The sequence below is a fragment of the Streptomyces sp. NPDC012827 genome (assembly GCF_042900905.1).
GTDB lineage: Bacteria > Actinomycetota > Actinomycetes > Streptomycetales > Streptomycetaceae > Streptomyces > Streptomyces gulbargensis.
Window position 1 is genome coordinate 356,538 of record NZ_JBIBBY010000008.1, and the last position, 23,230, is coordinate 379,767.

Below are 23,230 nucleotides of genomic sequence, written 5' to 3' on the forward strand. Positions count from 1 at the left end.
CCGTATCCTCTGCGCACGGGGCTCATGGGCCGGGGCCCGAGGGCCGGAGGTGGTGGACAGTGACGACAGCGCCGCACCGGCCTGCTCCCGTGGGCCGTGAGGAACTCCTCTCCCGACTGGAGCGCGTCCTGCACACCCGCGGCCGGGCGCTGCTGACCGGACCGGCGGGCGTCGGCAAGACCGAGGTGGCGCTCGCCGAGGCGGCCCGCGCGGAGGCGCGCGGCGAGACCGTGCTGTGGCTGGCGACCCTGCCGTCCGACCGCGAGATCCCCGGGGCGGCCGCCGCCGCCCTGGTCGCCTCGGTCGCGGCCACCACGACCTGGGCGGGCCTCGGCGCCGCCAGGACCGAGCCGGCCGGCGGCCCCGCGGGCCCGGTACCGGCCGCCGCGCCGGCGCCCACCACTCCCGGGGTGCTGACCTCCGGCGCCTTCGACGACCTGCCCGGCCCGCAGCGCGCGGCCGTCGCCATGCTGTGCCGCGAGGCCCCGGTCGAGACGGACGGCTGGGACCCGATCGCACTGCGTCTGGGCCTCGCCCGGATCCTGCGCGCCCTGACCTGCCGGGGGCCCGTGCTGCTCGTGGTGGACGGGGTGCAGTACGTCGATCCGGACAGCGCCGACCTGCTGCGCTTCGCGCTCCATCTGGCACCGCCCGCGCTGCGGGTCGTGGCCGTGGAGACGCCGGAGCCGTACGGCGAGACGGGCGAGGCCCACCGCGAACCGCGCCCCGCCCCGTACGGGGACCCGCGCACGGCCCCGAACCGCGACGCGCACCGGGGCGAGGAGGCGCGCACCGCGCACCTGTGGGTGCCCTCGGAGGCGGATGTCCTGCTCGTGCCGCCGCTGCACGCCGACGAGATCGCCGAACTCCTCATCCACCACCGGCTGCCCTCCCGGATGGCCGGCCGGATCCACCGCGCGAGCGGCGGGAATCCGCGTCTGGCGCTGGCCGTCGGCCGCTCGCTCGCCGACGCGCGGACGCCGGTGCACCACGCGGAGGCGCTGACGCTCTCCGGGCGGGCGCGGGACCTGGCCCGGCAGCTGCTGGGCGCGGCGCCCCCGCCCGTACGGGAGACGCTGCTGCTCGCCGCGCTGGCGCTGCGGCCCTCGGCCACGCTAATCCGGCGGGCCGGGCGGCCCAACGCGGAGGCGGACCTGGCGGCGGCGGAGCGGGCCGACCTGGTGTCGCTCGCCGAGGACGGGTCCGTGACCTTTACCGCCGGGCTGCTGCCGTCGACCCTGGTCCACGACGCCTGCTGGGCGGAGCGGAGCGCGGGCCACGCGGCCCTGGCGGAGGTGGTGGACGATCCGGTGGAGGCGGTACGGCACCGGGCACTGGCCACCGACAGCCCGGACGAGGACCTCGCCGCCGAGGTGGCCGCCGCCGCCGAGCTCGCCCGGCGGCGCGGCAACAGCGCCCTCGCCGCCGAACTGGCGCTGCTGGCCGCCGAGTCGACGCCCGGCCGGAACGGCACACGGCGGATCGAGCGGCTCGTGCACGCCGCCGAGGAGGCCGCCCGGGCGGCGCGTGCGGACCTGGCGATGCGGGCCGCCACCGATCTGCTCGGCCGCGACGCGGAGCCGGCCGACCGGGTCAGGGCGCGGCTCGCCGTGCTCGACACGGCGGGGCAGGGGCTGACCGGCCTGGACGAGATGTACGTGCACGCGATGGAGGACTCGGAGGGCGACACCGCCCTGCGGGCGGCCGTGCAGCTCCGGCTGGCCGTCAAGTACGTGCTGGCCGACGGTGACCCGCACCGCTCGCGCTCGGCGGCGGTCGAATCCGCCCGGCTCGCCGCCTCGGTGGGCGATCCGCGCACCGAGGCGCAGGCGCTGACGGTGTGGGCGCGGATGGAGCGCGCGCTGGGTTCGCCGGACGCCGAGTCGGTGCTCGCCCGGGCCCGCGAGTTGGAGCTGGCCGAGCGGCCGCTGGGGATCCGCAACGCCGCTCAGATCCTGACGATCCGTCATGCGTTGTTCGACGACCGGCTGACGGACGCCCGGGACGAACTGAACGCGCTGCTGCCGCTGGTGCAGCGGCGCGGTTCGGTGGAGGACGCCATCGAACTGTTCCGTACGCTGGCCGAGATCGGCTCCCGCAACGGCTCGTGTCCGGCGGCCCTCGCGCACGCCGGGCAGTCGCTCGCCCTCACCCTGGAGGCGGGCCTCTCCCCCGGGCCGGCCTGGTACGCCCTGGCCCTCGCGGAGACGGCGGGCGGCAGTTTCGCCCGGGCGGCGAGTTACGCCCGGCGCAGCGTCCAGGCCTCGGAGGAGGAGGGCGACCGGGTCTTCCTCTCCCGCAGCCGGTACGCCCTCGGGCGGGTGCAGCTCATCAACGGGGACGTGGCCGCAGCCCTGGAGACCCTGCGCCGGGTACAGGCGGACGAGCGGGCGCAGTCGACCGTGGATCCGTCGATGCTGCGGTGGCACGAGGAACTGGCGGAGGCGCTGCTCGCCCACGACGCCGCCGACGAGGCGTTGGCGCTGCTCGCTCAGGTGCGGCCGGTGGCGGAGCGGCTCGGCCGGCACACCGTGCTGCTCGGCTGCGACCGGGCGTACGCGCTGTGCCTGGCGGCGGAGGGGCGGACGGACGAGGCGGCGGAGCTGCTGACCCGGACGGCCGAGAGCTTCGCGCGGGCCGGGCTGCCGCTGGAGCACGGGCGGGCGCTGATCGCGCTGGCCCGGGTGGAGCGGCGCCGGCGGCGGCGGTCGGCGGCTCAGAGCGCGCTGCAGGCCGCGGCCACGGTGTTCGAGCGGGCGGGGGCCGTGCCGTGGCTGGCGCTGGTGAGCGAGACCCCGGCGGGCGAGGGCCCCGGCCCGGTCGGCGGGGCCGAGGAGGCGACGCCGGCGCTGTCCGCGCTCACGGAGGCGGAGCTGCGGCTCGCCCGGCTGGTGAGCGCGGGGGCGAGCAACCAGGAGGCCGCGGCCAAGCTGTATCTGAGCGTGAAGACGGTCGAGGCCCGCCTGACGCGGATCTACCAGAAGCTCGACGTCCGCTCGCGCGCGCAGCTGGCGACGGCGCTCCGGCCGTGAGGAGCCGCTCGGGCGTGTGGCCGCCCCGGTCCTCGGGCCGCAGGCGCCGCCCGCGGCCCGCGGCGGTGCTCAGACCGTGAAGGGCCGCTGGTCGAGGAAGCTCTCGGCCGGTGAGCCGGTGAGGTGGAGGTTCGGGACCTGCGTCGGGGGCATGGCGGCGCGGATCGCGCGGTGGAAGGCGCGGTAGCCGCCGTCGAAGGCGCCGTCGTCCCAGACGCGGAGCAGGGCCCCGGTGAAGGCGCCGTTGACGGCGCCGTCGAGGGCGACCTGGTCGTCCTGGCAGGCCGCCAGGAGGAGCGCGCCGGGTCCCTCGCCGCCGACGGGGTCGTCCGGGGCGGGCCGGCGCGCGGCCAGGGCGCGGCGGAGCTCCTGGTAGAAGGCGTGGTCACGGGCGGCGAGGCGCTGCCGTACGGGTTCGGGGAGGTGTCGGGCGGCCGGCCGCTCCGGACCTCCGGCGGGGACCTCGATGGCGCTGCCGCTGTGGCAGCAGTCGAAGACCGCGACGATCCGCACGTCGTCGGCGAAGCCGCGGAAGGCCTGCCGGACCTCGTCGTCGAGGAACTGGCGGTCGCGCAGGACGAGGGTCTCGTCGTACGTGTCGGGTTCGATGTCGTCCGTGCCGCCGGGGCCGTTCGTGCCCCGCTCACCGCCGCCGGGGGCGTCGGGGAGCCGGCCGCCGTGGCCCGAGTAGGTGAACAGCAGGACGTCGCCGGGGCCGAGCCGGGCCGCGGCGGCGTCGAGGGCGGCCGTGACGCGGTCGGCGGTGCCGTCAGGGGTGAGCAGGAGGGTGGGTTCGAACCCGCGGGAGCGGGCGAGGGCGGCCATGTCGCGGGCGTCGTTCTCGCAGGCGAGGAGGGTGCCGTCCCACCCGTCGTAGCGGTCGGGGTCGACCTGGTTGAGTCCGATGTGCAGGGAGAGTCCGAGGGGCATGGTGGGCCTCCTGAGGAGGGAGGGGAGGGACACCGGGGCGTCTGATCGAGTGGCCTGCGGTCCGGCGCCGAGCACGCCCCTCTCCATGCGGTACGTACATCGTATGAACCTTTCGGACCCGCCGTCCTCTCCGGGACCGCCCACGCCGCCCCCGGGTGACCCCCGGCGTGCCGCGCTCGCCGACCGCACCGGCTACGACGAGGCCTTCCTCGGCCCCGTCGTCCCGCTCCCCCTCCCGGTGCGCCCGGCGGTGCGGACGGTGATCCTGCCCTACACCCACTTCACCGTTGCCTTCCGCCCCGACCGGCGGCTCGCCGCCGCCACGGCGGTGTGCGTCGAGGGACGGGAGCTGCTCACGGACGTGCCCCGCGACGACGACTGGCGCTACGACCCCCGGCTGCCCGAGGAGCAGCAGGCGGGCGACGACATCTACCGGGACAACAGCCTCGACCGGGGACACCTCGTCCGCCGGCTCGACCCCGTCTGGGGCGCCGCGGCCGTCGCGCACCGCGCCGACGCCGACACCTTCCACTTCACCAACGCGGCCCCGCAGTCGGACGTCTTCAACCAGGGCAAGCGCCTGTGGCAGGGTCTGGAGAACCACCTGCTCGACCACGCGGCCGAGTTCGACCGCAAGCTCGTCGTGCTCACCGGGCCGGTGCTCCAGGACTCCGACCCGCCCTACCGGGGCATCCAGGTGCCGTTGCGCTTCTGGAAGGTGGCCGCCTTCATGCAGGACGGGGCGCTGGCGGCCGCCGCGTACCTCCTGGACCAGAGTCCCGACCTCAGCCGGGACGCGGAGCGGGCCTTCGCCGGGGCGACACCGGGGGCGCCGCCGCCCCTGGGGCCCTTCCGCACCTACCAGGTGCCGGTCTCGGACGTCGCGGAGATCACCGAGCTGGAGTTCGGCCCGCTGCCGGACGTGGACGTGATGCCGGCCTTCCGCTCCCCGGAGGAGCGCTGGCGGCGCCTCGAGTCGTACGAGGACATGGTGCTGCACCTCTGACCGGCCTCGGCGCCGGGCCCGGGCCGGCACCGATTGCGGCCGTCCGCCGCCGGTGAAACGATGGAACGCGTCAGCCAGTTCGCCTGGATCCGCGGTCCGGCGCCGGCCCGGCCGGTGCCGCGCGAGGAGCCCCGGGCAGGTGCCGTATGCCGCTCACCGAGACGGAGTGGGGGCTCGTCACCGGCTGGGTGCGGGACCATCTCCTCGACACCCCCGAGCCGCGCGAACGCCTCCTGGACGCGGGGCTGCCCGCCGACTTCGTCGAGGACCTGCCGCTCACGCCGGACGCCGCGCGCAACGCCCTCCTCGTGGTGGAGGCCGCCCGCCGGGACCTCGCCCACCAGCGGCGCCTGCTCGCGGTCCTCACCTCGCTCGACGCGCTCGCCGCCATCGACGACCCGTACGCGCACGCGCCGGGCGCCGAGGCCCGGACCCTCCTCACCCGGCTGCGGGACGACGAACGCCTCCTGCGCTCCCCGCGGGACCCGTTCCTCAGCACGCTCCTCAAGCACGGCACCGAGGCCTTCCTGGACCGGGCGGAGCTGCGCGAGAAGCTCCGGTCCTTCACGGCCGACGCCGAGCGGCCGGTCCTGGTGGTCGACGGGCCGCCGGACAGCGGACGCTCGTACACCTACGAGTTCATCCGCCATCTCGGCCAGCACTGCGGCTTCCGGCCGGTCCGGGTGACGCTCTCCCGCACCACCACGGCGGCCCGTCTGGTCGAACGGCTCGCCGCCTTCGTGGCCGGACCCGGCCAGGACGCCATTCCGTTGAACCCCACACGGTTGAACGATCCACTGCCCGCGTACGAGGACGCCGTGCACCGCGTCGTGGCCCGGGCGGCCGCGTCCGGGGAGCGCTTCTGGCTCGTCCTCGACGACTGCGACCGGCTCGACCCGGGCTCCGACACCTGGGACTGCATCGGCATCCTGGCCCGTGCCGTCTACGAGCACGCCCCGGTACGGAGCGGGACCGCGCCCCGGCTCGTGCTGCTCGGCTACGCCACCGGACGGCGCCAACTCCCCTATGAGGTGCGGAAGATCGAGTACCGGGACACGACCCGGCAGCTGGAGGAGGGCGATCTCCGCGCCTTCTTCACCGGGTTCTTCGCCGAGGAGTGCGCGCCGGCCGACGGTGACGCCGTGCGGGAACTCACCGACACGGCCGTCACCGAGGTGCTGCGCGCGGCCGAGGCCCGGGATCCGCGGGAGAGCTGGTCGCGCCGGATCTGCACGGCCGTGGAGGACGTCGTACGGCTCCACCGGGTGTTCCGGGCGGCTCCGCCCGGGCCCGGCAGCCCCGGCGTCCCTCCAGCCGGCGGCGACACCCGCGCCGGGGACGGCAGGCCCGGTACGCGGCTCGCGCCGGCGACGGCCGGGCGGTTGCTGCGGGACGCCCTGCGCACAGGACTCGCGGCGCCCGCTCCCCCCGTGTCGGAGCCGCGCCGGGCCTACCGCGAGTCGGCCTGCCTGCTCCAGGAGTTCGACCCGGAACTGCTGCGCCTGCCCGGGGAGGAGCGGCCGACCGGGCAGGCCGTCCTGGAACTCGTCGACGACTGCGTCGCCCTGCCCTCCGCCGGGGCCGCCGTGTGGACGCTGAAGCCGGAGGTCCGCGACGCGGCCCTCGCCGGCCTCGCGGGCCCGGAGGCCGCGCTGCGCGCCCTCCTGGCCGGCCTCGGCCCCCGTCCGGCCGGCACGGCGACGGCCCCGGGAACCGGCGGAGGTCACGGGCCCCACCCCGGCCCGGAACGGTTCGCGCTCACCCTGCTCACCGGCGTCGGGCTGCCACCGCCGCGCGACGGGGACGGGGAGGACGTGGAGGAGCTGTCCGACGTCCTGCAGGCGGTCCTCTGGCTGCGGCGGATCCCCGGCGTGCCAGGTCTGCCGCCGGTGGACGCGGTGCAGCGACGCCTGGAGCGGGCCCGGTTGTTCCAGCCGCTGCGCCGCCTGGTGCCGGGCTCCTTCCACGGCCGTGCGGCCGAACTCGACGCCCTGCGCGCCTACATCGACCTGCCGGCCGAACCGGCGGAGCCCCCGGTCCTCCTCCACGGCGTGGGCGGCGTCGGCAAGAGCACCCTCCTCGCGAAGTTCCTGCTCGACGCCCTGGACGAGGCGGGGGCCGCGCCCTTCCCCTTCGCGTACATCGACTTCGCGCGGCCGACGCTCTCCCTGCACGAGCCGGCCACCCTCCTCGCGGAGACCGCCCGGCAACTCGGCGTCCAGTACCCGGATCACCGCCCCGCCTTCGACGCGCTCGCGGACGCCTGCGAACGCACCGCCGCCTCGCAGCGCGACGAGCGCGAGGAGGCCGACGCGCTCCGCCGGCTCTCCACCACCCGGGCGACGTACGGCCGCGACTACTCGGCGGACCTGCACGCCCGGGCCAGCGCCCGCGAGCAGGACCTGGCCCGCGAGCTCGCCGCCCTGGTCGGCACCGCCGCGGCCGGCGGCCCCGGGAGCCCGGCGCGCGACCGGCAGCCACCGCCGTTCGTGATCGTCGTCGACTCCTTCGAGGAGGCGCAGTACCGGGGCTCCCCCGTCGTGACCCGCATGTGGGCCGTGTGGTCCGCGCTGCGCGCCTCCTACGCCCGGCTGCGGTTCATCGTCTCCGGGCGGGCGCTCATCGACCACCCGGCGCGGATCCTCACCCCCCGCTCCCACGAACTGACGGAGCTGGACCGGGAATCCGCCGTCGCGCTGCTGGTCTCCTCCGGGGTGCGGGACGAGGCGGTCGCCGCCCACCTGGTGGACCGGGTCGGCGGCCATCCGCTGAGCCTGCGCCTCGCCGCCCGTACCGCCGTCGCGCTCGGCGGCGACTCCGACGCCCTCGGCGAGGTCCTGCGCACCCTGCCCTCGCGGCGCCGCTACTTCGACCGGCAGGTCGACCAGATGCTCATCCAGGGCACCCTCTACGACCGCATCCTCCACCACATCGCGGAGGACGACGTCCGGGCGCTGGTCCAGGCGGGCCTGGCGCTCCGCTCCGTCACCCCCGACCTGATCCGGGAGGTGCTCGCCGCACCGGCGGGCACGCGCGTCGACACGGCCGGCGAGGCGCGCCGGCTGTTCGGGCTGCTCACCTCCCGGGTGGACCTCATGGAGCCGGCGGGTCCCGGAGCGGTCCGGCACCGGACGGATCTGCGGGCCATCATGCTGCGGCTCTCCGACAGCGCCCGTACCGATCTGATGCGGGCGGTGGACCGACGGGCCGTGGCGTACTACGCGGCGCGGGAGGGACCGCGGGCCCGGGCCGAGGAGATCTACCACCGGCTGCGGCTGGGCGAGAACCCCCGTACGGTCGAGGCCCGCTGGGAGCCGGGGGTCGCCGGGTACCTCGGCGGCTCGACCCACACGGAGATGCCTCCCCGGTCGGCCGCCTTCCTCCTCGCGAGGATCGGCGGGCACGTCCCCGACCGCGTCATGGCCGAGGCGGCGCAGGAGGACTGGGAGCGGATCGCCGCGCGCGAGGTGGACGACCTGCTCACGCAGGGGTACGTGGAGGCCGCGGCGGAGCGGCTGGCGGAGCGCCGGCCGTGGACACCGTGCAGCAGGCTGCACTCCCTGCTGGCCGAGACCCTCGCCCGCTCCGGGCGGCCGGAGCGGGCGAGGGAGTCGGCCGAGCGGGCCGTGGAGGGGGCTGCCGAGGCCGGCTGCGCGGAGACCCGGCTCGAACTGCTCCAGCTGACGGCGCGGCTGGCGCAGGACGCCGGCGACCTGGCCGGCGCGGACCGGGCCCTGCGGGAGGCCGAGGAGGTCGCGGACGGCCTCGGGCTGCGCTCCGAGTCGCTGGGCGTCCTCGTCGCCCGGTCGCGGCTGGCCGACCTCGCCGGGACGGGCGCCCCGGCGGCGCGGGAGCAGCTGGCGAGGACCCTGCGGGCCATGCCGGACGAGGAACTGGCCCGGCAGCCGTCACTGGCCCGGACGGCGGCGGCCTCGGCCTGCCCGGCCGACCCCAGGCTCCTCGAACACACCCTGCGGCTCGTGGGACTGCCCGCGGACCAGGACGCCGTGGTGACGGAGCTGGCCCGCTGGATCGACACCACGATGGACGACGAGCCGGCGCTGCGTGCTCCGCTGGCCCGCATCCTCCGGTCCGCGGCGGCCCCGGAGCCGGACGGTCCCGCACTCCCGGCGTACGGGGGCGGGGAGCCGTCGGCGGCCGGGGAGGAGGAGCCGTACGTGTCCGGCCCGGACGCGTGGGACGCGGCCTTGGACGGCGCACCGTACGGGCCGGGTGAGGACGTGCCGTACGGGCCGGGCGTGCCGTACGACGGCGGACCCGGGACCCGCACGCCGCCGGCGGCCCCCGGGGCGGCCGCGCGGATGACGGAGGAGGAGATCGGGCGGTGTCTGCGGCAGGCCCGGCACCGGGGCACCCTCGACACGGTGGCACGCCGGGCGCTGGCGCTGCGCGACGACAGCGGGGACCTGCTGCGCGGGATCGCCGCGGCGATGGCGGCGGGCGCGGGCGGCCGCGCCGGGTCCCCCGGCTCGGGGCGGCGGGCCGGGACCGGCCGGTGGACGCAGCCGCCGCCGCACGCCGCCGAGGCGGCGGTGCGCAGCGAGCCGTACCTGCCGGCCGAGGAGCTCGTCCGCGTCCGCAACGCCGTCATGGAGTCGGGTCTCGCCGGGCACCTGATGCGGGCCGTCCTGCTCAAGGGCATGCCGGTCAGTTTCACGGCCACGCTGGAACCGTTCAGCGACCCCCGGGAGCAGACGGACGCCGACCTCGCCGCGATGAACCGGATCGAGCGGCTGATGACGGGCCTGGTGCCGCTGGAGGTGTGGCTGCACAACGCGAGCGAGAAGACCCGGGAGCCGGGGCCGCGCGCCGTCCTGGAGGGCGCCCTGGACGCCGTGGCCCGGATGACGGCCGGAGAGGCCGAACTGCCGGCGGAGATGATGCCCGCGGAGATCAAGGAGGAGATCATCTTCCAGGACGACACCGTCCCCTACGCCTTCCTCCAGCACGGCATCCGGGCCGGTGCCTCCGTCGCGCTGCTGAAGATCCCCCCGTACGAAGGGGGTGCCCCGCTGTTGCCGAGCTATCCGCACGGCGGCACGGGATGGATCGTGGCGCCGGGCCTGCTGATGACCAACCACCACGTGGTGATGGCCCGTTCGTGGGAGTCCGGGGTGCGTCCCCATGTGACCGAGGAGGACCTCCGGTTGCAGGCCGTCATGTCCCGCTCCCGTTTCGACTTCGTCGAGAACATGGTGAATCCGCCGGAGGTGACGGCCGGAGACCTCGCCGCCTGGGACGCCGGCCTCGACTACGCCGTCGTCCGCCTCGCGGAGGGACAGCCGGAGCGGCCGATGCTGCGGGTCGCCACCCGGCCGCTGCTCGTGCGGCAGCGGCAGCGCGTACCGGTCAACATCATCCAGCACCCGGGCGGGCTGCCGAAGCGGGTGGCGCTGCGCAACAACCTCGTCTACCGGGCGGACGAGCGGGACCTGCTCTACTTCACCGACACGCGCGGCGGGTCCTCCGGTTCACCGGTCTGTCTCGACGACTGGACGGTGGTGGGGCTGCACCGGGGAACCAAGAAGATCGACGAGGTCGAGTTCCAGGGCGGCCGGACCCGGTTCGTGAACGTCGGCACGCAGATGAGCGCGGTGCTCGACCACCTCCGGGAGCACCGGCCGGGGGTGTACGAGGAGATCATGACCGCCCAGCGGGGGCTGTCGGCCCCCGGCTGAGGCACGCACACGGACCCGAGGTGGGTGAGGACCATGCCGAACGGAACAGCGGGCGGGTCGCCGGTCGCGACCGGGGCCGAGCGGATCTTCGGTGATCTGCGGGAGGTGGCCGCCCGGGTGCGCGGCGCGCTGGAGGCCGAGATCGCCGAGTCCGTGCCGGAGCTGCCCGGGGGCGTGGCGCCCGCGGCGGAGATCTCGCGGTTCGCGCGGGAGGAACGGGCCCGGGTCCTGGAGGCCGGGGTGAGCGGTCTGGAGAAGCTGGCCGCGCACCGCGAGGACGAGATCGGCGAGGACGAGTTCTTCGGGGTGGAGGCGATCGTCCTCCTCGAAGGGCGGCCGGCGATCCGCGTACGGGGGCAGGACTTCCCGCCGCAGCACGACGAGTGGGCGGTGCTCGACGCGCACCGGCCCGCGATCCGCGCGTCGCTGGCCCGGGTCGGCCGGGTGGAGGTGACCGGGCACCCCAGCCTGGACTGGATCGGCACCGCCTTCCTCGTCGGGCCGGGCACGGTGATGACGAACCGTCATGTGGCCGTCGAGTTCGCCCGCGCGTCCGGGGACCGGTGGACGTTCGGCTTCGGGATGTCGGCGCGGGTCGACCCGGCGGAGGAGCAGCCCGCGGCGGGCGTGCCCGCCGCCGTCCCGTCCCCGTACGAGGTGACGGAGATCGTCGGGATCCACCCGGACGTCGACCTGGCGCTGCTGCGGGTGGAGCCCGCGGCGGACGGCGGGCTGCCGGCACCGGCGGCGGTCGCCGCGGACGCCCCGGCGGTGCTGCCGGGACGTCCGGTGTACGTGATCGGGTACCCGGCCTGGGACGGCCGGCGCAACGAGCCGGAGTCGATGCGCCGGATCTTCATGGACGTCTACAACGTCAAGCGGCTGCAGCCGGGGACGGCCACCGAGTTCACCCCCGGCGGCCTGGTGATGAAGCACGACTGCTCCACGCTGGGCGGCAACAGCGGCTCGCCGGTCTTCGACCTGACCGATCACCGGGTCCTGGGCCTGCACTTCGGCGGCCGCTACCGGACGGGCAACTTCGCCGTGCCGCTGTGGGAGCTGCTCGACGACCCGCTGCTCGCCCGGGCGGAGATCAACTGGGTGTGAGCGGCGGGCGCGGGGCCGTCCGGGCGGCGGTGAGGAGGAAGAGGCCGCAGGCGGTGACGAGGAGCCAGCCGGGGCGGGCGGCGGTGGCGAGGCCCGCGGGGGCGACGCCCGTGACGAGGGCGCCGGCGGCGGCGACGCCGATCGCCGCGCCCAGCTGGCGGGCGGTGGAGGTGATCGCTCCGGCGACCCCGGCCCGGGAGGGCGGCAGGCCGCCGACGGCGGTGTGGGTCAGCGGCGCGTTGGCGAAGCCGAAACCGATGCCGAGGAGCAGCTGGGCGAGGAGCAGGTGCGCGAGGCCGCCCGCGCCGAGGGGCGTGTCGTCGCCGAAGGGCAGCATGGCGAGCCCCCCGGCGGCGGTGAAGCCGCCCGCGAGGAGGAGCGGGCGCCTCGGGCCGAGGCGTCCGACGAGCCGGCCGGACCAGGGGGCGCAGAGGGTGGCCCCGGCGGCCATGGGGAGGGTCGCCAGGCCGGCGGCGAGCGGACTCCAGCCGCGGCCCTCCTGGAGGTGGAACGTGTGGAGCAGCAGGGCGGTGCTGAGCGCGGTGAACACCGCGACGGCCCCGAGGACGGCCCGGGTGAAGGGCGGGCGGCGGAAGAGGGCGAGATCCATCAGGGGTTCGGGGCGGCGGCGTTCGACGCGGACGAACGCGGCGGTGGTGAGCGCGGTGAGCGCGTAGCCGACGAGGGCGGTGGGAGAGGCCCAGCCGATGCGCGGGCCTTCGATGAGGAGCCCGACGGTGAGGAACAGGGTGGCGCCGAGCAGGAGTTGGCCGGGCAGATCGATCCGCCGGGTGCGCTGTCCGTGGGATTCGGGGACGTACCGGGCGACGAGGAGGAGGGCGAGGGCGATGACGGGGGCGTTGATCCAGAACAGGGAGCGCCAGCCGAGGGCGGCGACGAGGGCGCCGCCGGTGACGGGCCCTGCCGCCATGCTGAGGCCGAAGACGGCGGCCCAGACGCCGATCGCCCGCGCCCGTTCCCTCGGGTCCGGCATGACGCCGACGACGATCGCGAGGGCGACGGGGCTGAGCATGGACGCGCCGGCGCCCTGGACGGCTCGGGCGGCGACGAGCACGCCGAGGGTGGGGGCGGCGGCGCAGGCGAGGGAGGCCAGGCCGAAGACGACGAGGCCGGTCCGGAAGACGCGGCGCCGGCCGTAGCGGTCCGCGAGCGCGCCGGAGACGACGAGGAGCCCGGCGAGGACGACGGTGTAGGAGTCCACGACCCAGGCGAGGCCGCGGGTGTCGGTGTCCAGGCCGCGGCCGACGGCCGGCAGGCCGACGTTGACGACGGTGGTGTCGAGGCCGACGAGGAACATGCCGAGCGCGCAGACGGCGAGGACCGTCCAGCGTCGGCGGGAGCTCAGGGGGGCGGGGGCGGGCGGGGAGAGCGTGGACACGGTGTTCGCCTTCCGTCGTACGGGTTCGTGCGCCGTCATCCTCGGAGCGGCGGGGCCCGGGCGGCCAGGGACTTTGCGAAGGCCGCAAAATGGTGGGCATGGACGCCGAACTGTCACGGATCCTCGACGGCATCGGGCCCCGGCTGCGGGCGCTGCGACACGACCGCGGGCTCACCCTCGAAGCGCTGGCGGAGGAGACCGGGATCTCCGTGAGCACCCTGTCGCGGGTGGAGTCGGGGGTGCGGCGTCCGACGCTCGACCTGCTGATCCCGCTCGCCCGGGCGCACCGGGTGGCGCTCGATCAGCTCGTGGCCGCGCCCGCGACCGGTGATCCGCGGGTCCATCTGCGGCCCGTGCGGCGGGATCGCGGGAGCGTTCTCGTCCCGCTGACGCAGTACCCGGGGCGGGTCCAGGTGTTCAAGCAGGTGCTGGCGCGGCGGGAGCCCCGGCTGGTGACGCACGCGGGCTACGAGTGGCTGTACGTGCTCGCCGGTGAGCTGCGGCTCGTCCTGGGCGGGCGGGAGACCGTCCTGCGGCCCGGCGAGGTGGCCGAGTTCGACACGGCGGAGCCGCACTGGTTCGGGCCGGCCGGTGCGGAGCCGGTGGAGATCCTGCACCTGTTCGGCCCGCACGGCGACCAGGCGGTCGTCCGCACGGGCGCCGGGAGCGACGGCGGCGACGGTGGGGACGGCAACGGCGACGGCGACGGCGGGTGAACGAGCCCGGCACGGCGGCCTGCCGGGGAGCCGGCCGGCCGCCGTGCCGGAGCGCGCGGTGGACGGGCCGGGTCAGCAGGCCTCGGCGTCCTCGGGGACGAGGACGTACGGGCCGCGGGCGGTGGTGCCGTCGGACAGGCGCCAGCCGGCGGTGACCGTGCCGCGAGCCGGTGTGTCGCCGGCGGCGGTGCCGAGGACGCGGCGGAGGCGCAGGGTGACGGGCTCCGCCGCGCCGGAGGTCCGGACGACCATGTCGGTGCGGTCGGCGCCGTCCACCACGCGGAGGAGTTCCAGGACGGTGCCGCCGTCCGCCGCGCCGCGCAGGGAGGCGTGGACCGTGGGGTCGGGGGTGTCGGACTCGGACTGGGCCTGCGGTTCGGCCCGGCCGGCGAGCAGGGCGTACAGCTCGGTGACGAGGACGGGGTCGTGGGTGCCGTCGTAGATCCAGCGCTTGCCGAGCACGCCGTGTTCGGCGGTGCCGATGAGGGCGTCCTCGGCTCCGTCCAGCGGGGCGGCGCGGTACGTCATGGGCACCAGGTGGGGGGCGTCGGCCGGTCGTTCGGCGTCGCCCACGACCATGAACTCGATGCCGACCTCCCCCGCCGGGTCGTCGAGCCGGAAGCCTCCGGCCTTCTCGGGCGCGGCCACGGCGGCCGAGTACCACTCCCGGGTGGGGAGCCAGGCGGCGAGAAGTTCCAGCTTGGTGGGCCGCAGCGTGGTGCGGTGAACGACGGCCATGGCGGTCTCCCTCTCCTCCGGTGCGAGGTCCGCAACGTAACATGTGATGATCTTCTCTTCCGTGAAAGGGATCCGAGGGGGTCCCGGGGGAGAGAACATGGGATACACGGACGCCAACGGCGTCGATCTGTCCGGCGTCTCCGGGCGTCTCGTCCAGACCGTCGATCTGGTCAAGAGCCCGGCACCGCAGGCCATCGCCACGGACACCGTCAACGGGCACCTCTTCGTCCTCCAGGTGGAGAGTGCGGCGACGGCCCCGCAGGGCAACCTGTACCTCAACCGCATCGACCGGCTGACCGGCGCGGTGACGGGGTCGATGCAGCTCAAGGGGTTCGGGCACGGACTGTCCATGGGCGCCGAGCCCGTCGGGGCCGACACGTACCTCTGGACCGAGGTCGGGCCGCTGCACGTCACGAACTCCGGCACCACCTTCGGGAAGGCCGTCACCCGGTTCCGGTTCGAGAACGGCGCGGTCCTCGACGGGGCGCTCGTCCCGCAGGAGCGGAAGTTCACGCCGCCCGGCAGCACCGCCGGCGCCGGTCCCTCGCTCGACCCGGTGACCAAGCTGCTGACCGTCATGTACCACAAGGACGGCCGGCGTCACTTCACCCGGTACGACGCGGCGGAGGCCGCCGCCGGCACCTGGACGCCCGTGGGGACGACGTTCGTCATGCCCGACGGGGAGGACGTCACCCCCGCCGTGCCGTCCCCGTACCCGCTGCAGCCGAAGCTGGTCTCGCAGGGGTTCACCGTCCTCGGCGACGTCGTCTACCACTACCAGTGGGCCCCGTACGACAAGGAGAACCACCCCGAGACGGTGCCGAGCGAGTTCCCGGGGATCGCCTTCCTCACCTCGTACTCCTGGAGCACCGGTGCGCGCCTCGACCGGCAGGTGGTGACCAACGCGGACGGCCTGACGCGGCGCGAGCCCGAGGGCGTCGCCGCCGAGGTGGACCCGGCGACGGGCGAGACCCGGCTCCTCTTCGGGTTCAGCAACACGGTCCCCGGGACCACCGGTTCGCGCGACGTCACGATCGGCTGGTACCCGACGAGGCCGGCGGTCGGCGGCGTCAAGGTGCTCCAGGACTGGGAGGACCTGGCGCTCCAGCCGGGCATCTCCCCCGGCGCGCAGCCGCCGCGCGGACGGCTCGTCGCCCTCGCCGGGACGACCTACCTCCAGCTGCGCGGGACCGTGACGTGCAGCCCGGGCCTGACGGCGGACGCCCGGATCGGCACACTGCCGCACCGGCTGCGTCCGACGCACCCCACCCGCCAGAACGTGCCGCGCAACAACAACGCCGGACGCTGCGTGTGCCGTATCGAGGCGGACGTCCACGGCGCGTTGTGGGCGTACGGCGCCACCACCGACAACGCCGTGACCTGGATCGACCTCGACGGCGTCTCGGTGGCCTGGCGGTGAACCGCCCCGCCGCCCCCTCCCCCGCCCCCCTGCCCGCCTCTCCCGTCACCCCCGGAGGACCGCACATGACCCCCAGCCCGTCCCGGCCCGCCACCAGTCGCCGTTCGCTGCTCACCGCCGCGCTGGCCGCCCCCGCCGTCGCCGTCGGAGCCCCGCTGCTGTCGGCCGCGCCCGCCGCCGCCGAGACGGCCGAGGGCTGCCAGGTCGTCGTCGACTGGACGCCGATCGCCCTGGAGCCGACCGTCACCCCCCAGACCAACCAGCCCGCGCAGGCCCGCGTCGTACGGATCGCGGGGACCGACTTCCTCCAGCTGCGGGGCGCGGTCACCTGCGACTTCGCGGCGGACGGCCGGCTCGGTACGCTGCCCGCCACCATCCGGCCGCCGAAGACGACCCGCGGTGTCTGCCCGCGCAACAACAGCCAGGGCATCAACGCGGTCCGCGTCGAGGCCAACACGTCCGGACACCTCAACGTCTACGGGCCCCAGGCGACCAACAAGGTGACCTGGATCCAGCTGGACAGCTTCTCCTCCGTCCTGAGCTGACGGGAACGCCGGTCCCGGGGAGCCCCCCGGGACCGGCGCCGCTCCGGTACGCCGCTCAGCGGCCGAGTTCGCCGTCCAGCCACTGGAGCATCTCCGGGGTCACCCGGTCGGTGATGTCGCCGAACTCCTCGTGCCTGGTCAGGAACTTCGCCACGTACGGACAGACGGGGACGATCCGCAGGCCCGCCGCACGCACGTCGGTCAGCGCCTCCTGGACGAGGACGCCGGCGAGCCCCCGGCCCGCGTAGGCGTCGTCGATCTCGGTGTGGAAGAAGACCCGCTGCTCGCCGCGGTCGCGGTAGGCGGTGAGGCCGGCGCGGGCACCGTCGACGAGGATCTCGTAGCGGTGCCGCTCGTCCACGCGGCGGACGGTTGGCGGGGTGAGGGGCTGCTCGCTCATGACGGCCTTTCGGAGAGCGCGGTGCGGTGCGCCGTCACCCTATCCGCCGCCGCCTACGGGAACTCGGGGAGCCGGTCGCCCGACTGCTCCGTCATGAGGACAGAAGACGACATGCGACGGCGCTCCGCCGCGGGCGGGGCGCGCGCGCCCTGGCTGCGCGGACCGGCCGGTTATCTCCTCCTGCTCGCTGTGCTGTTCGTGCTGGCCCTGCTGGTGGGCCGCGCGGTCGGCCCCGTACCGCCCGAGGTCCGGCCGGGCTGGAGTCCGCCCCGCGAGGAGTCCTGGCGGCACGGGGCCGGCATGGACGGCATGGGAGAGGCACGGTGACCGGCGTCGCGGCGGGCGGGACGCTCCGTACGGGAGAGGCGGCCGGTTCGGGAGGGGCGCGGGACTGCGGCGCCGGGGAACTGGTGACCACGGACCTCGCCGTCGGCGGGATGACGTGTGCCGCGTGCGTGGCGCGGGTGGAGAAGCGGCTCGGCCGGATCGAGGGGGTCACCTCGGGCGTGAACCTGGCCACCGGCCGGGCCCGGGTCCTGCATCCGCCGGAGGTACCGGTGGAGCGGCTCGTGGCGGCGGTCGAACGCGCCGGATACACGGCGGCGCCGCTCGGCCCGGGTGACGCCGGTCCGGGGGCGCCGGCGGAGGAAGGGGATGACGACACGGAGGCGCGGCTGCGCGTCGTCCTGGTGGCGCTCCTCGCCCTGCCGGTCATGGTCGTCTCGATGGTGCCGGCCGCGCAGTTCCTCAACTGGCAGTGGGTGTGCTTCCTGCTGGCCGCGCCCGTGGCGCTGTGGGGCGCGGAGTCGTTCCACCGGGGTGCGCTGCGGGCGCTGCGGCACCGCACGGCGACGATGGACACGTTGGTGAGTCTCGGCGTCCTGGCCTCCTTCCTGTGGTCCGTGTACGCCCTGTTCCTGGGCGGGGCCGGGACGCCCGGCATGCGGATGCCGTTCTCGCTGTCCGCGGGCTCCGCCGACGCCCACGTCTATCTGGAGGCGACGGTCGGCGTGCCGCTGTTCGTGCTGTGCGGGCGGCTCCTGGAGACGCGGGCCCGCCGCCGTACCGGTTCCGCGCTGCGCGCCCTGGCGGAGCTCGCGGTCAAGGACGTGAGCGCCGTCGACGGCCCGGACGGGGGCGGGGAGCACCGGATTCCGGTCGAACGGCTGCTGCCCGGAGGGCACTTCCTGGTCCGGCCGGGCGAGCGGGTCGCCACGGACGGTGTGGTGGTGCGCGGCGGGGCGGTTCTGGACGTGTCGATGCTGACGGGCGAGAGCGTCCCGGCCGAGGCGGGCCCCGGGGACCGGGTCACCGGCGGGACGCTGGACCTCGGCGGCAGCCTGGTGGTCCGGGCCACCGCGGTCGGCGCCGACACCCAACTGGCCCGCATCACCGCGCTGGTGGTCGAGGCGCAGGCCGGCAAGGCGCGGGCGCAACGGCTCGCGGACCGGGTCGCCGGCGTGTTCGTACCGGTGGTGCTGGCGCTCGCGGTGGCGGTCACGGCGTTCTGGCTGGGCGCGGGCGCCACGGCGCAGGGCGCGGTGACGACCGGCGTCGCCATGCTCGTCGTGGCCTGTCCGTGCGCCCTGGGCCTGGCCACGCCGACGGCGCTGCTGACGGCGACGGGGCGCGGCGCGCAGCTGGGGGTGCTGATCAAGGGGCCGGAGGTCCTGGAACGGCTGAGGGAGATCGACACGGTGGTCCTGGACAAGACCGGGACGCTGACGACCGGCCGGATGCGGCTGCTCGACACGGTGACGGCGGCCGGCTGGGAGCGCGGCGAGGTGCTGCGGCTCGCGGCGGCCGTGGAACGGCTGTCGGAGCATCCCATCGGGCGGGCGGTCGTGGAGGCGGCGGAGGGCGCCGGAGGCTCAAAGCTCCCGGCGGCTCCGGCGTCCGTCCCTCCCCCCGAGGTCGGCGCGTTCGTGGCGATGACCGGGACCGGGGTGAGCGGGACCGTCGGGGGCCGGCGGGTGCGGGTGCTGCGGCCGCGCGCCGCCACCGGGCTGCCGGGGACGCTGGCGGGCGTGCCGGCGGAGGCCGACGCGGCGGGCCGTACGGCCGTGGTGGTGGAGGTGGACGGGGCGGCGGTCGCGGTGCTGGTGTTCGGGGACACGACCCGCCCCGGCGCCGCCCGGGCCGTGGAGCGGCTCCACGCCCTGGGGCTGCGGACGGTGCTGCTCACGGGCGACGGGCCGGGCGCGGCGCGGCGGGTGGCGGCCGAGCTCGGCGTCGGGGAGGTGCACTGGTCGGCCTCGCCGGAACGGAAGGCGGAGGTGGTGGAGGAGCTGCGGGCCGCGGGACGGGTGCCGGCGGTGGTGGGCGACGGGGTGAACGACGCGGTGGCACTGGCCCGTGCCGAGTTGGGGATCGCGCTCGGGACGGGGACCGACGCGGCCATCGGGGCGGCCGGGGTGACGCTGGTCCGGGACGACATCCTCGCCGTGGTGCACGCGGTGGAACTGGCACGGCGGGCGCTGGCCGTCATCGGATCCAATCTCACCTGGGCCTTCAGCTACAACGTGCTCCTGATCCCGGTGGCCGCGGTCGGCCTGCTCCATCCGATGCTGGCCGCGCTGGCTATGTCGGGCAGTTCGCTGCTGGTCGTGGCCAACAGCCTGAGGCTGCGGACGTGGCGGCCGCGCGGGGAGGGGGCCGGCTCACGGTGACGCCGGCCGGGCGGTGACGGTCATCCCGTCACACCTGGGCGGGGAGCAGGCCCTCCCGGAGGGCGGTCACCACGGCCAGGGTCCGGTTGGGGCTGTTCAGTTTGGCGAGAACGTTCGCGACGTGGCGCTTGGCACCGTGCTCGGAGATGTCCAGCCGGCGGGCGATCTGCTTGTTGCTGAGACCGTCCGCCACCAGCGACAGCACCTGCTGCTCCCGGGGGGTCAGGGAGACGGGGCGCGGCGACTTCACGCCGCCGCGCTCCCGGACCTGGGAGAGCAGCTGGCGGGCGAGCGTGGAGGGCATGGAGATCTCGCCTATGGATATCCTGCGAAGGGCGTCGACGAGATCCGCCCTGGTCAGTTCCGACTGTATGAGGAATCCGTCGACGGGTAGACACGCCGCTTGCACGATCATGTGCTGGGCGGCGCTTTCCAGCAGGAAGAGAACCTTGGCCCCCTTTTCGGCCACGTCCCGCAGGGACTCCTCCAGTGCCTCGAATTCGTAGCCCGTACAGGAAATGATGACCAGGTCGACGGGTATTCGGTCGAGACTGCGGGTGAGTTCCTCACAGGACTCGGCTTCGACGAGGTGCCGAATACTCATGGCGGACAGCATGGTCTTGAGACCTAACCTCGCCATCTCGTTGGGGACGACGAGGGCGACGTCCAGCGCCTCCTCACCCTTCCGAAGGTACTCCTGGACAGGGGTGTGGACAGTCTCGGTCACGACTGGGCCTCCTTGTTTGCTTACCATCGGGGAGCCCGTCCGTCAGGGTGCGCGACGGCGGGGAGTTGGTAGAGCGGCGGAGCACGTGAACGCTGCGGAGCATTTGCGTGTCGAGGCATGCCAAAGGGCACACACATGCGTGCCCTCGGACTCCGGCTCGGCCTCGACGCGTTTGTCTTTCGACCGGGTCCTACTATGCGGTGCTAGTAGCCGAGACACTATCCGCCCGGGCACCCCCAGGCAACGACGCCGAAAATCCTCGCCGGGCGGACCGGAATGTTCACGCCACCGCGGTCTCTTCGGGACCACGGCACGTCGGCCGGGCATCTGGAGCGCCTGCCCCGTCACCCGGTCCGGCCGATCGGGCACCCCCGCTCGGACAGGCCTAAGGACGGGCCGGGCACCGGCGGCGACTGCCTAGCGTGGGGGGCCATGGGAATGGCAGAGACCTCGATACCGCAGGCCCTCGCGCGGGCGGCCGGACACGGCGGCTCGCTGACGGTGCTCGACGCGGCGATGCGGCCGGCCCGGCTGAGTCTGCGCGAACTGGACGAGCGGGCCGCGGCGGTGGCCACCGGGCTGCGCCGCGCGGGGGTGGCTCCCGGTGACCGGGTGTGCGTGCTGGCGCCCACCTCGCCGCGGATGCTGCTCGCCCTCTTCGGCCTGTGGCGGCTCGGCGCCGTCGCCGTGATGCTGCCGCACGAGCGGCGGGGCGACGCCGGGGAGGCGCGGGGCCTCATCGTCCACCGGGTGGCGGTGGCCGGGGCGACGGCCCTGCTGACGGACCGGGCGCCGGAGGTACGCGCCCTGCTCGCGGGGCCCCGGGCCGGCGGCCCGGCGGGCGAGGTGCCGGCCGGGTTCCGGGTGCTCGGCCTGGACGAGGCGACGGCGGGCGTCACCGGCACGCCACCGCCGGTGCCGGAGGCCGACCGGCTCGGCATGCTCCAGTTCACCTCGGGCACGACCGGTACGTCCAAGGCGGTTCCGGTGCGGCAGGGGCAGCTCATCGGCAACGTGCTGACGTGCATGGAGGTCCTCGGCATGCGGCCCGGCCACACCTATGTGAGCTGGCTGCCCTTCTACCACGACATGGGCATCGTCTCGGTGGCCGGCCTGCTCGCGCAGGGCGTGCACGCCGTGGTGCTGCCGACGGAGAACTTCCTGCGCCGGCCGTCGTGCTGGATGGAGACGGTGAGCACCTGGCGCGCGGAGATCACGGCGGCCCCCGACTCGGCGTACCGCCTGGCCGCGAAGGCCCAGCAACTGCGGCCCGCCGCCCTGGACCTGTCCCGGCTGCGGGTGGCGATCAACGGGGCCGAGGCCGTCACCGCGGACATCGTCGACGAGACGCTGCGGGTGCTCGGTACGTCCGGGATGCCGGCCGCGAGCCTCTGCCCGACGTACGGCATGGCCGAGACCACGCTGGTGGTGAGCGCCGCCGGGGCGGACCGTCCGGTCCGGGTGCTCGGCCCGGAGGAGGGCCCGGCCGGCGGCGACGGCTATCCGCGCCCGGCCCGGCCGCTGGTCTCCTGCGGCCGGCCCCTGCCCGGGACCGGGGTGAGCGTCCGGTCGGCGGACGGCCGGGAGCTGCCCGAGGGGCACATCGGCGAGGTGCAGGTGCGCGGGCCCGGGGTGACGGACGGGTACTGGAGGGGGCCCGGGGTGCCTCCCGACACTGCGGGGGTCCTCACCGGCGGCCGACTGCGCACCGGTGACCTGGGCTTCCTGTACGAGGGCGAGCTGTACGTGTGCGGCCGGATCAAGGACATGATCATCGCCGGGGGCCGGAATTTGTATCCCGAGGACTACGAGATCGCCGCCGACGGTGTCCCGGGCGTGCGGCCCGGGCAGGTGATCGCCTTCTCGCTGCCGGACACCGAGCGCATGGTGGTCGTGGCGGAGGGGATGGGCGGCGAGGAGTCGCTGCGGCGGACGGCCCGCGAGCTGTTCGACCGGCTGCGGGCCACGGTGCAGCACGCTCCCGCCGAGGTCGTCGTGGTGCGGGCGGCGACGCTGCCGAAGACCTCCTCCGGCAAGAAGCGGCGCGGGGCGTGCCGCGAGCTGTACCTGTCGGGCGGTCTCCAGGTGGTGTCCGGGGCGCGCTGACGGACGCCGGGGCGGGGGCCCGGCCGGCCGGGGGCGCGCCGGGCAGCCGGACCCCTGGCCCCGCCGGGCAGCCGGACCCCTGGCCCCGCCGGGCAGCCGGACCCCGTGGGCCCCGCCGGGTGCGGCGGGGCCCACGGGTGTGCCAGGGGCGAGGCCCCCGGTGGTCAGCGCTGTTCGTCGACGAAGCTGCTCGCCACGTGTGCGGCCAGCGAGACCAGTTCGTCGGTGGCGCGGACGTACCGCAGCAGCGTCGGCAGGTGTCCGGTCACCATGAGATCGCCGTCGAGCATGCCCTCGATGGGGTCGATCTCGCCTTCGATGACGCCCTTCCACGCCGTGTAGGGGGCGCGGATCACGAAGGTGGCGTCCTTGGCGCGGGTCTCGCCGACGTCGTACTCCGCCCACTTGCACTTGCCGCCGCCGAATTCGGTGAGGCACCAGATGTCGGCCGGGACACCGCGCTCCTCCTCCGCCTCGAAGACGAACGCGATGTCGGCCTCGAACGTGCTCGCCGCCTCCTCGAACTCCTCCGAGTCGTTGATGAGCCGGACATATGCCTGCAGCCACTCGGCACTGGGAAAGACGCTCACGAAGTCCCCTCGGTCTCGTACGGTCCGGTCCTCCGTTGTAGCCCGGTGCCGGGCTCCGCCCACAGGGCCATCGGGACGTCCGTGCCGCAGCACGTCCGGGCAGCCCGTCCGGTCACCCCGATCGGACGCGGGGCGCGCACGAACGA

The 23,230-nt window shown here is 75.4% G+C and carries 16 protein-coding genes; 10 read left to right on the plus strand and 6 right to left on the minus strand.

Features of this window, described 5'->3' with window-relative positions:
- Window positions 1-59: 59 nt before the first annotated feature.
- Window positions 60-3,032 carry an AAA family ATPase gene (locus ACFY60_RS20135; RefSeq protein WP_388612106.1) on the plus strand — a complete coding sequence of 991 codons (2,973 nt, stop codon included), beginning with the start codon at window positions 60-62 and terminating at the stop codon, window positions 3,030-3,032.
- Window positions 3,033-3,101: 69 nt separating this feature from the next.
- On the opposite strand, the gene ACFY60_RS20140 is transcribed toward ACFY60_RS20135, so the two are convergent.
- The gene (locus tag ACFY60_RS20140) at window positions 3,102-3,962 is read right to left on the minus strand and encodes a caspase family protein (protein WP_388612107.1); all 861 of its coding nucleotides are present in this window, start codon (window positions 3,960-3,962) and stop codon (window positions 3,102-3,104) included.
- 103 nt (window positions 3,963-4,065) lie between these two features.
- Here ACFY60_RS20140 and ACFY60_RS20145 point away from each other — a divergent pair, with 103 nt between their 5' ends.
- From ACFY60_RS20145 to ACFY60_RS20155, 3 genes are all read left to right on the plus strand, one after another.
- Complete coding sequence (locus ACFY60_RS20145) at window positions 4,066-4,968, plus strand: DNA/RNA non-specific endonuclease (RefSeq protein ID WP_388612108.1); 903 nt, start codon at window positions 4,066-4,068, stop codon at window positions 4,966-4,968.
- 146 nt (window positions 4,969-5,114) lie between these two features.
- Complete coding sequence (locus tag ACFY60_RS20150) at window positions 5,115-10,667, plus strand: trypsin-like peptidase domain-containing protein (RefSeq protein WP_388612109.1); 5,553 nt, start codon at window positions 5,115-5,117, stop codon at window positions 10,665-10,667.
- A gap of 33 nt (window positions 10,668-10,700) precedes the next feature.
- The gene (locus ACFY60_RS20155) at window positions 10,701-11,774 is read left to right on the plus strand and encodes a trypsin-like serine peptidase (RefSeq protein ID WP_388612110.1); all 1,074 of its coding nucleotides are present in this window, start codon (window positions 10,701-10,703) and stop codon (window positions 11,772-11,774) included.
- Here the strand turns inward: ACFY60_RS20155 and ACFY60_RS20160 are convergent.
- A complete protein-coding gene (locus ACFY60_RS20160) occupies window positions 11,761-13,173 on the minus strand; it encodes an MFS transporter (RefSeq protein ID WP_388612111.1) in 1,413 nt (470 codons plus the stop codon). The genes ACFY60_RS20155 and ACFY60_RS20160 overlap by 14 nt on opposite strands.
- Before the next feature lie 98 nt (window positions 13,174-13,271).
- Between ACFY60_RS20160 and ACFY60_RS20165 the strand changes: the two genes are divergently transcribed.
- A complete protein-coding gene (locus tag ACFY60_RS20165) occupies window positions 13,272-13,889 on the plus strand; it encodes a helix-turn-helix domain-containing protein (RefSeq protein ID WP_388612112.1) in 618 nt (205 codons plus the stop codon).
- A gap of 72 nt (window positions 13,890-13,961) precedes the next feature.
- On the opposite strand, the gene ACFY60_RS20170 is transcribed toward ACFY60_RS20165, so the two are convergent.
- Entirely contained in the window at window positions 13,962-14,627 is a 666-nt protein-coding gene (locus ACFY60_RS20170) for a 1,4-alpha-glucan branching protein (protein ID WP_388612113.1), read from the minus strand.
- A gap of 97 nt (window positions 14,628-14,724) precedes the next feature.
- Between ACFY60_RS20170 and ACFY60_RS20175 the strand changes: the two genes are divergently transcribed.
- Window positions 14,725-16,047, plus strand: coding sequence for a hypothetical protein (locus ACFY60_RS20175; protein ID WP_388612114.1), 1,323 nt, complete (start codon window positions 14,725-14,727; stop codon window positions 16,045-16,047).
- Window positions 16,048-16,112: 65 nt separating this feature from the next.
- The gene (locus tag ACFY60_RS20180; protein WP_309056123.1) at window positions 16,113-16,592 is read left to right on the plus strand and encodes a hypothetical protein; all 480 of its coding nucleotides are present in this window, start codon (window positions 16,113-16,115) and stop codon (window positions 16,590-16,592) included.
- A gap of 55 nt (window positions 16,593-16,647) precedes the next feature.
- Here the strand turns inward: ACFY60_RS20180 and ACFY60_RS20185 are convergent, their stop codons facing one another.
- Window positions 16,648-16,992, minus strand: a complete 345-nt coding sequence (locus tag ACFY60_RS20185; protein ID WP_388612115.1) for a GNAT family N-acetyltransferase — start codon at window positions 16,990-16,992, stop codon at window positions 16,648-16,650.
- A 111-nt stretch (window positions 16,993-17,103) separates the two neighbouring features.
- Between ACFY60_RS20185 and ACFY60_RS20190 the strand changes: the two genes are divergently transcribed.
- Together ACFY60_RS20190 and ACFY60_RS20195 are read left to right on the plus strand one after the other, a co-directional pair.
- On the plus strand, window positions 17,104-17,319 hold the full coding sequence (locus tag ACFY60_RS20190) for a hypothetical protein (protein ID WP_388612116.1): 216 nt from the start codon (window positions 17,104-17,106) through the stop codon (window positions 17,317-17,319).
- A gap of 83 nt (window positions 17,320-17,402) precedes the next feature.
- On the plus strand, window positions 17,403-19,661 hold the full coding sequence (locus tag ACFY60_RS20195; protein WP_388612136.1) for a heavy metal translocating P-type ATPase: 2,259 nt from the start codon (window positions 17,403-17,405) through the stop codon (window positions 19,659-19,661).
- 28 nt (window positions 19,662-19,689) lie between these two features.
- Here the strand turns inward: ACFY60_RS20195 and ACFY60_RS20200 are convergent, their stop codons facing one another.
- Complete coding sequence (locus ACFY60_RS20200) at window positions 19,690-20,388, minus strand: response regulator transcription factor (protein ID WP_309053778.1); 699 nt, start codon at window positions 20,386-20,388, stop codon at window positions 19,690-19,692.
- A gap of 432 nt (window positions 20,389-20,820) precedes the next feature.
- On the opposite strand from ACFY60_RS20200, the gene ACFY60_RS20205 reads away from it, so the two are divergent.
- Window positions 20,821-22,494 (plus strand): AMP-binding protein, encoded by a 1,674-nt coding sequence (locus ACFY60_RS20205; protein WP_388612117.1) that lies wholly within the window; start codon window positions 20,821-20,823, stop codon window positions 22,492-22,494.
- Window positions 22,495-22,658: 164 nt separating this feature from the next.
- Here the strand turns inward: ACFY60_RS20205 and ACFY60_RS20210 are convergent, their stop codons facing one another.
- Window positions 22,659-23,084: an SCP2 sterol-binding domain-containing protein gene (locus tag ACFY60_RS20210; RefSeq protein WP_309055563.1), complete on the minus strand. Its 426-nt coding sequence runs from the start codon at window positions 23,082-23,084 to the stop codon at window positions 22,659-22,661.
- Window positions 23,085-23,230 lie beyond the last annotated feature (146 nt).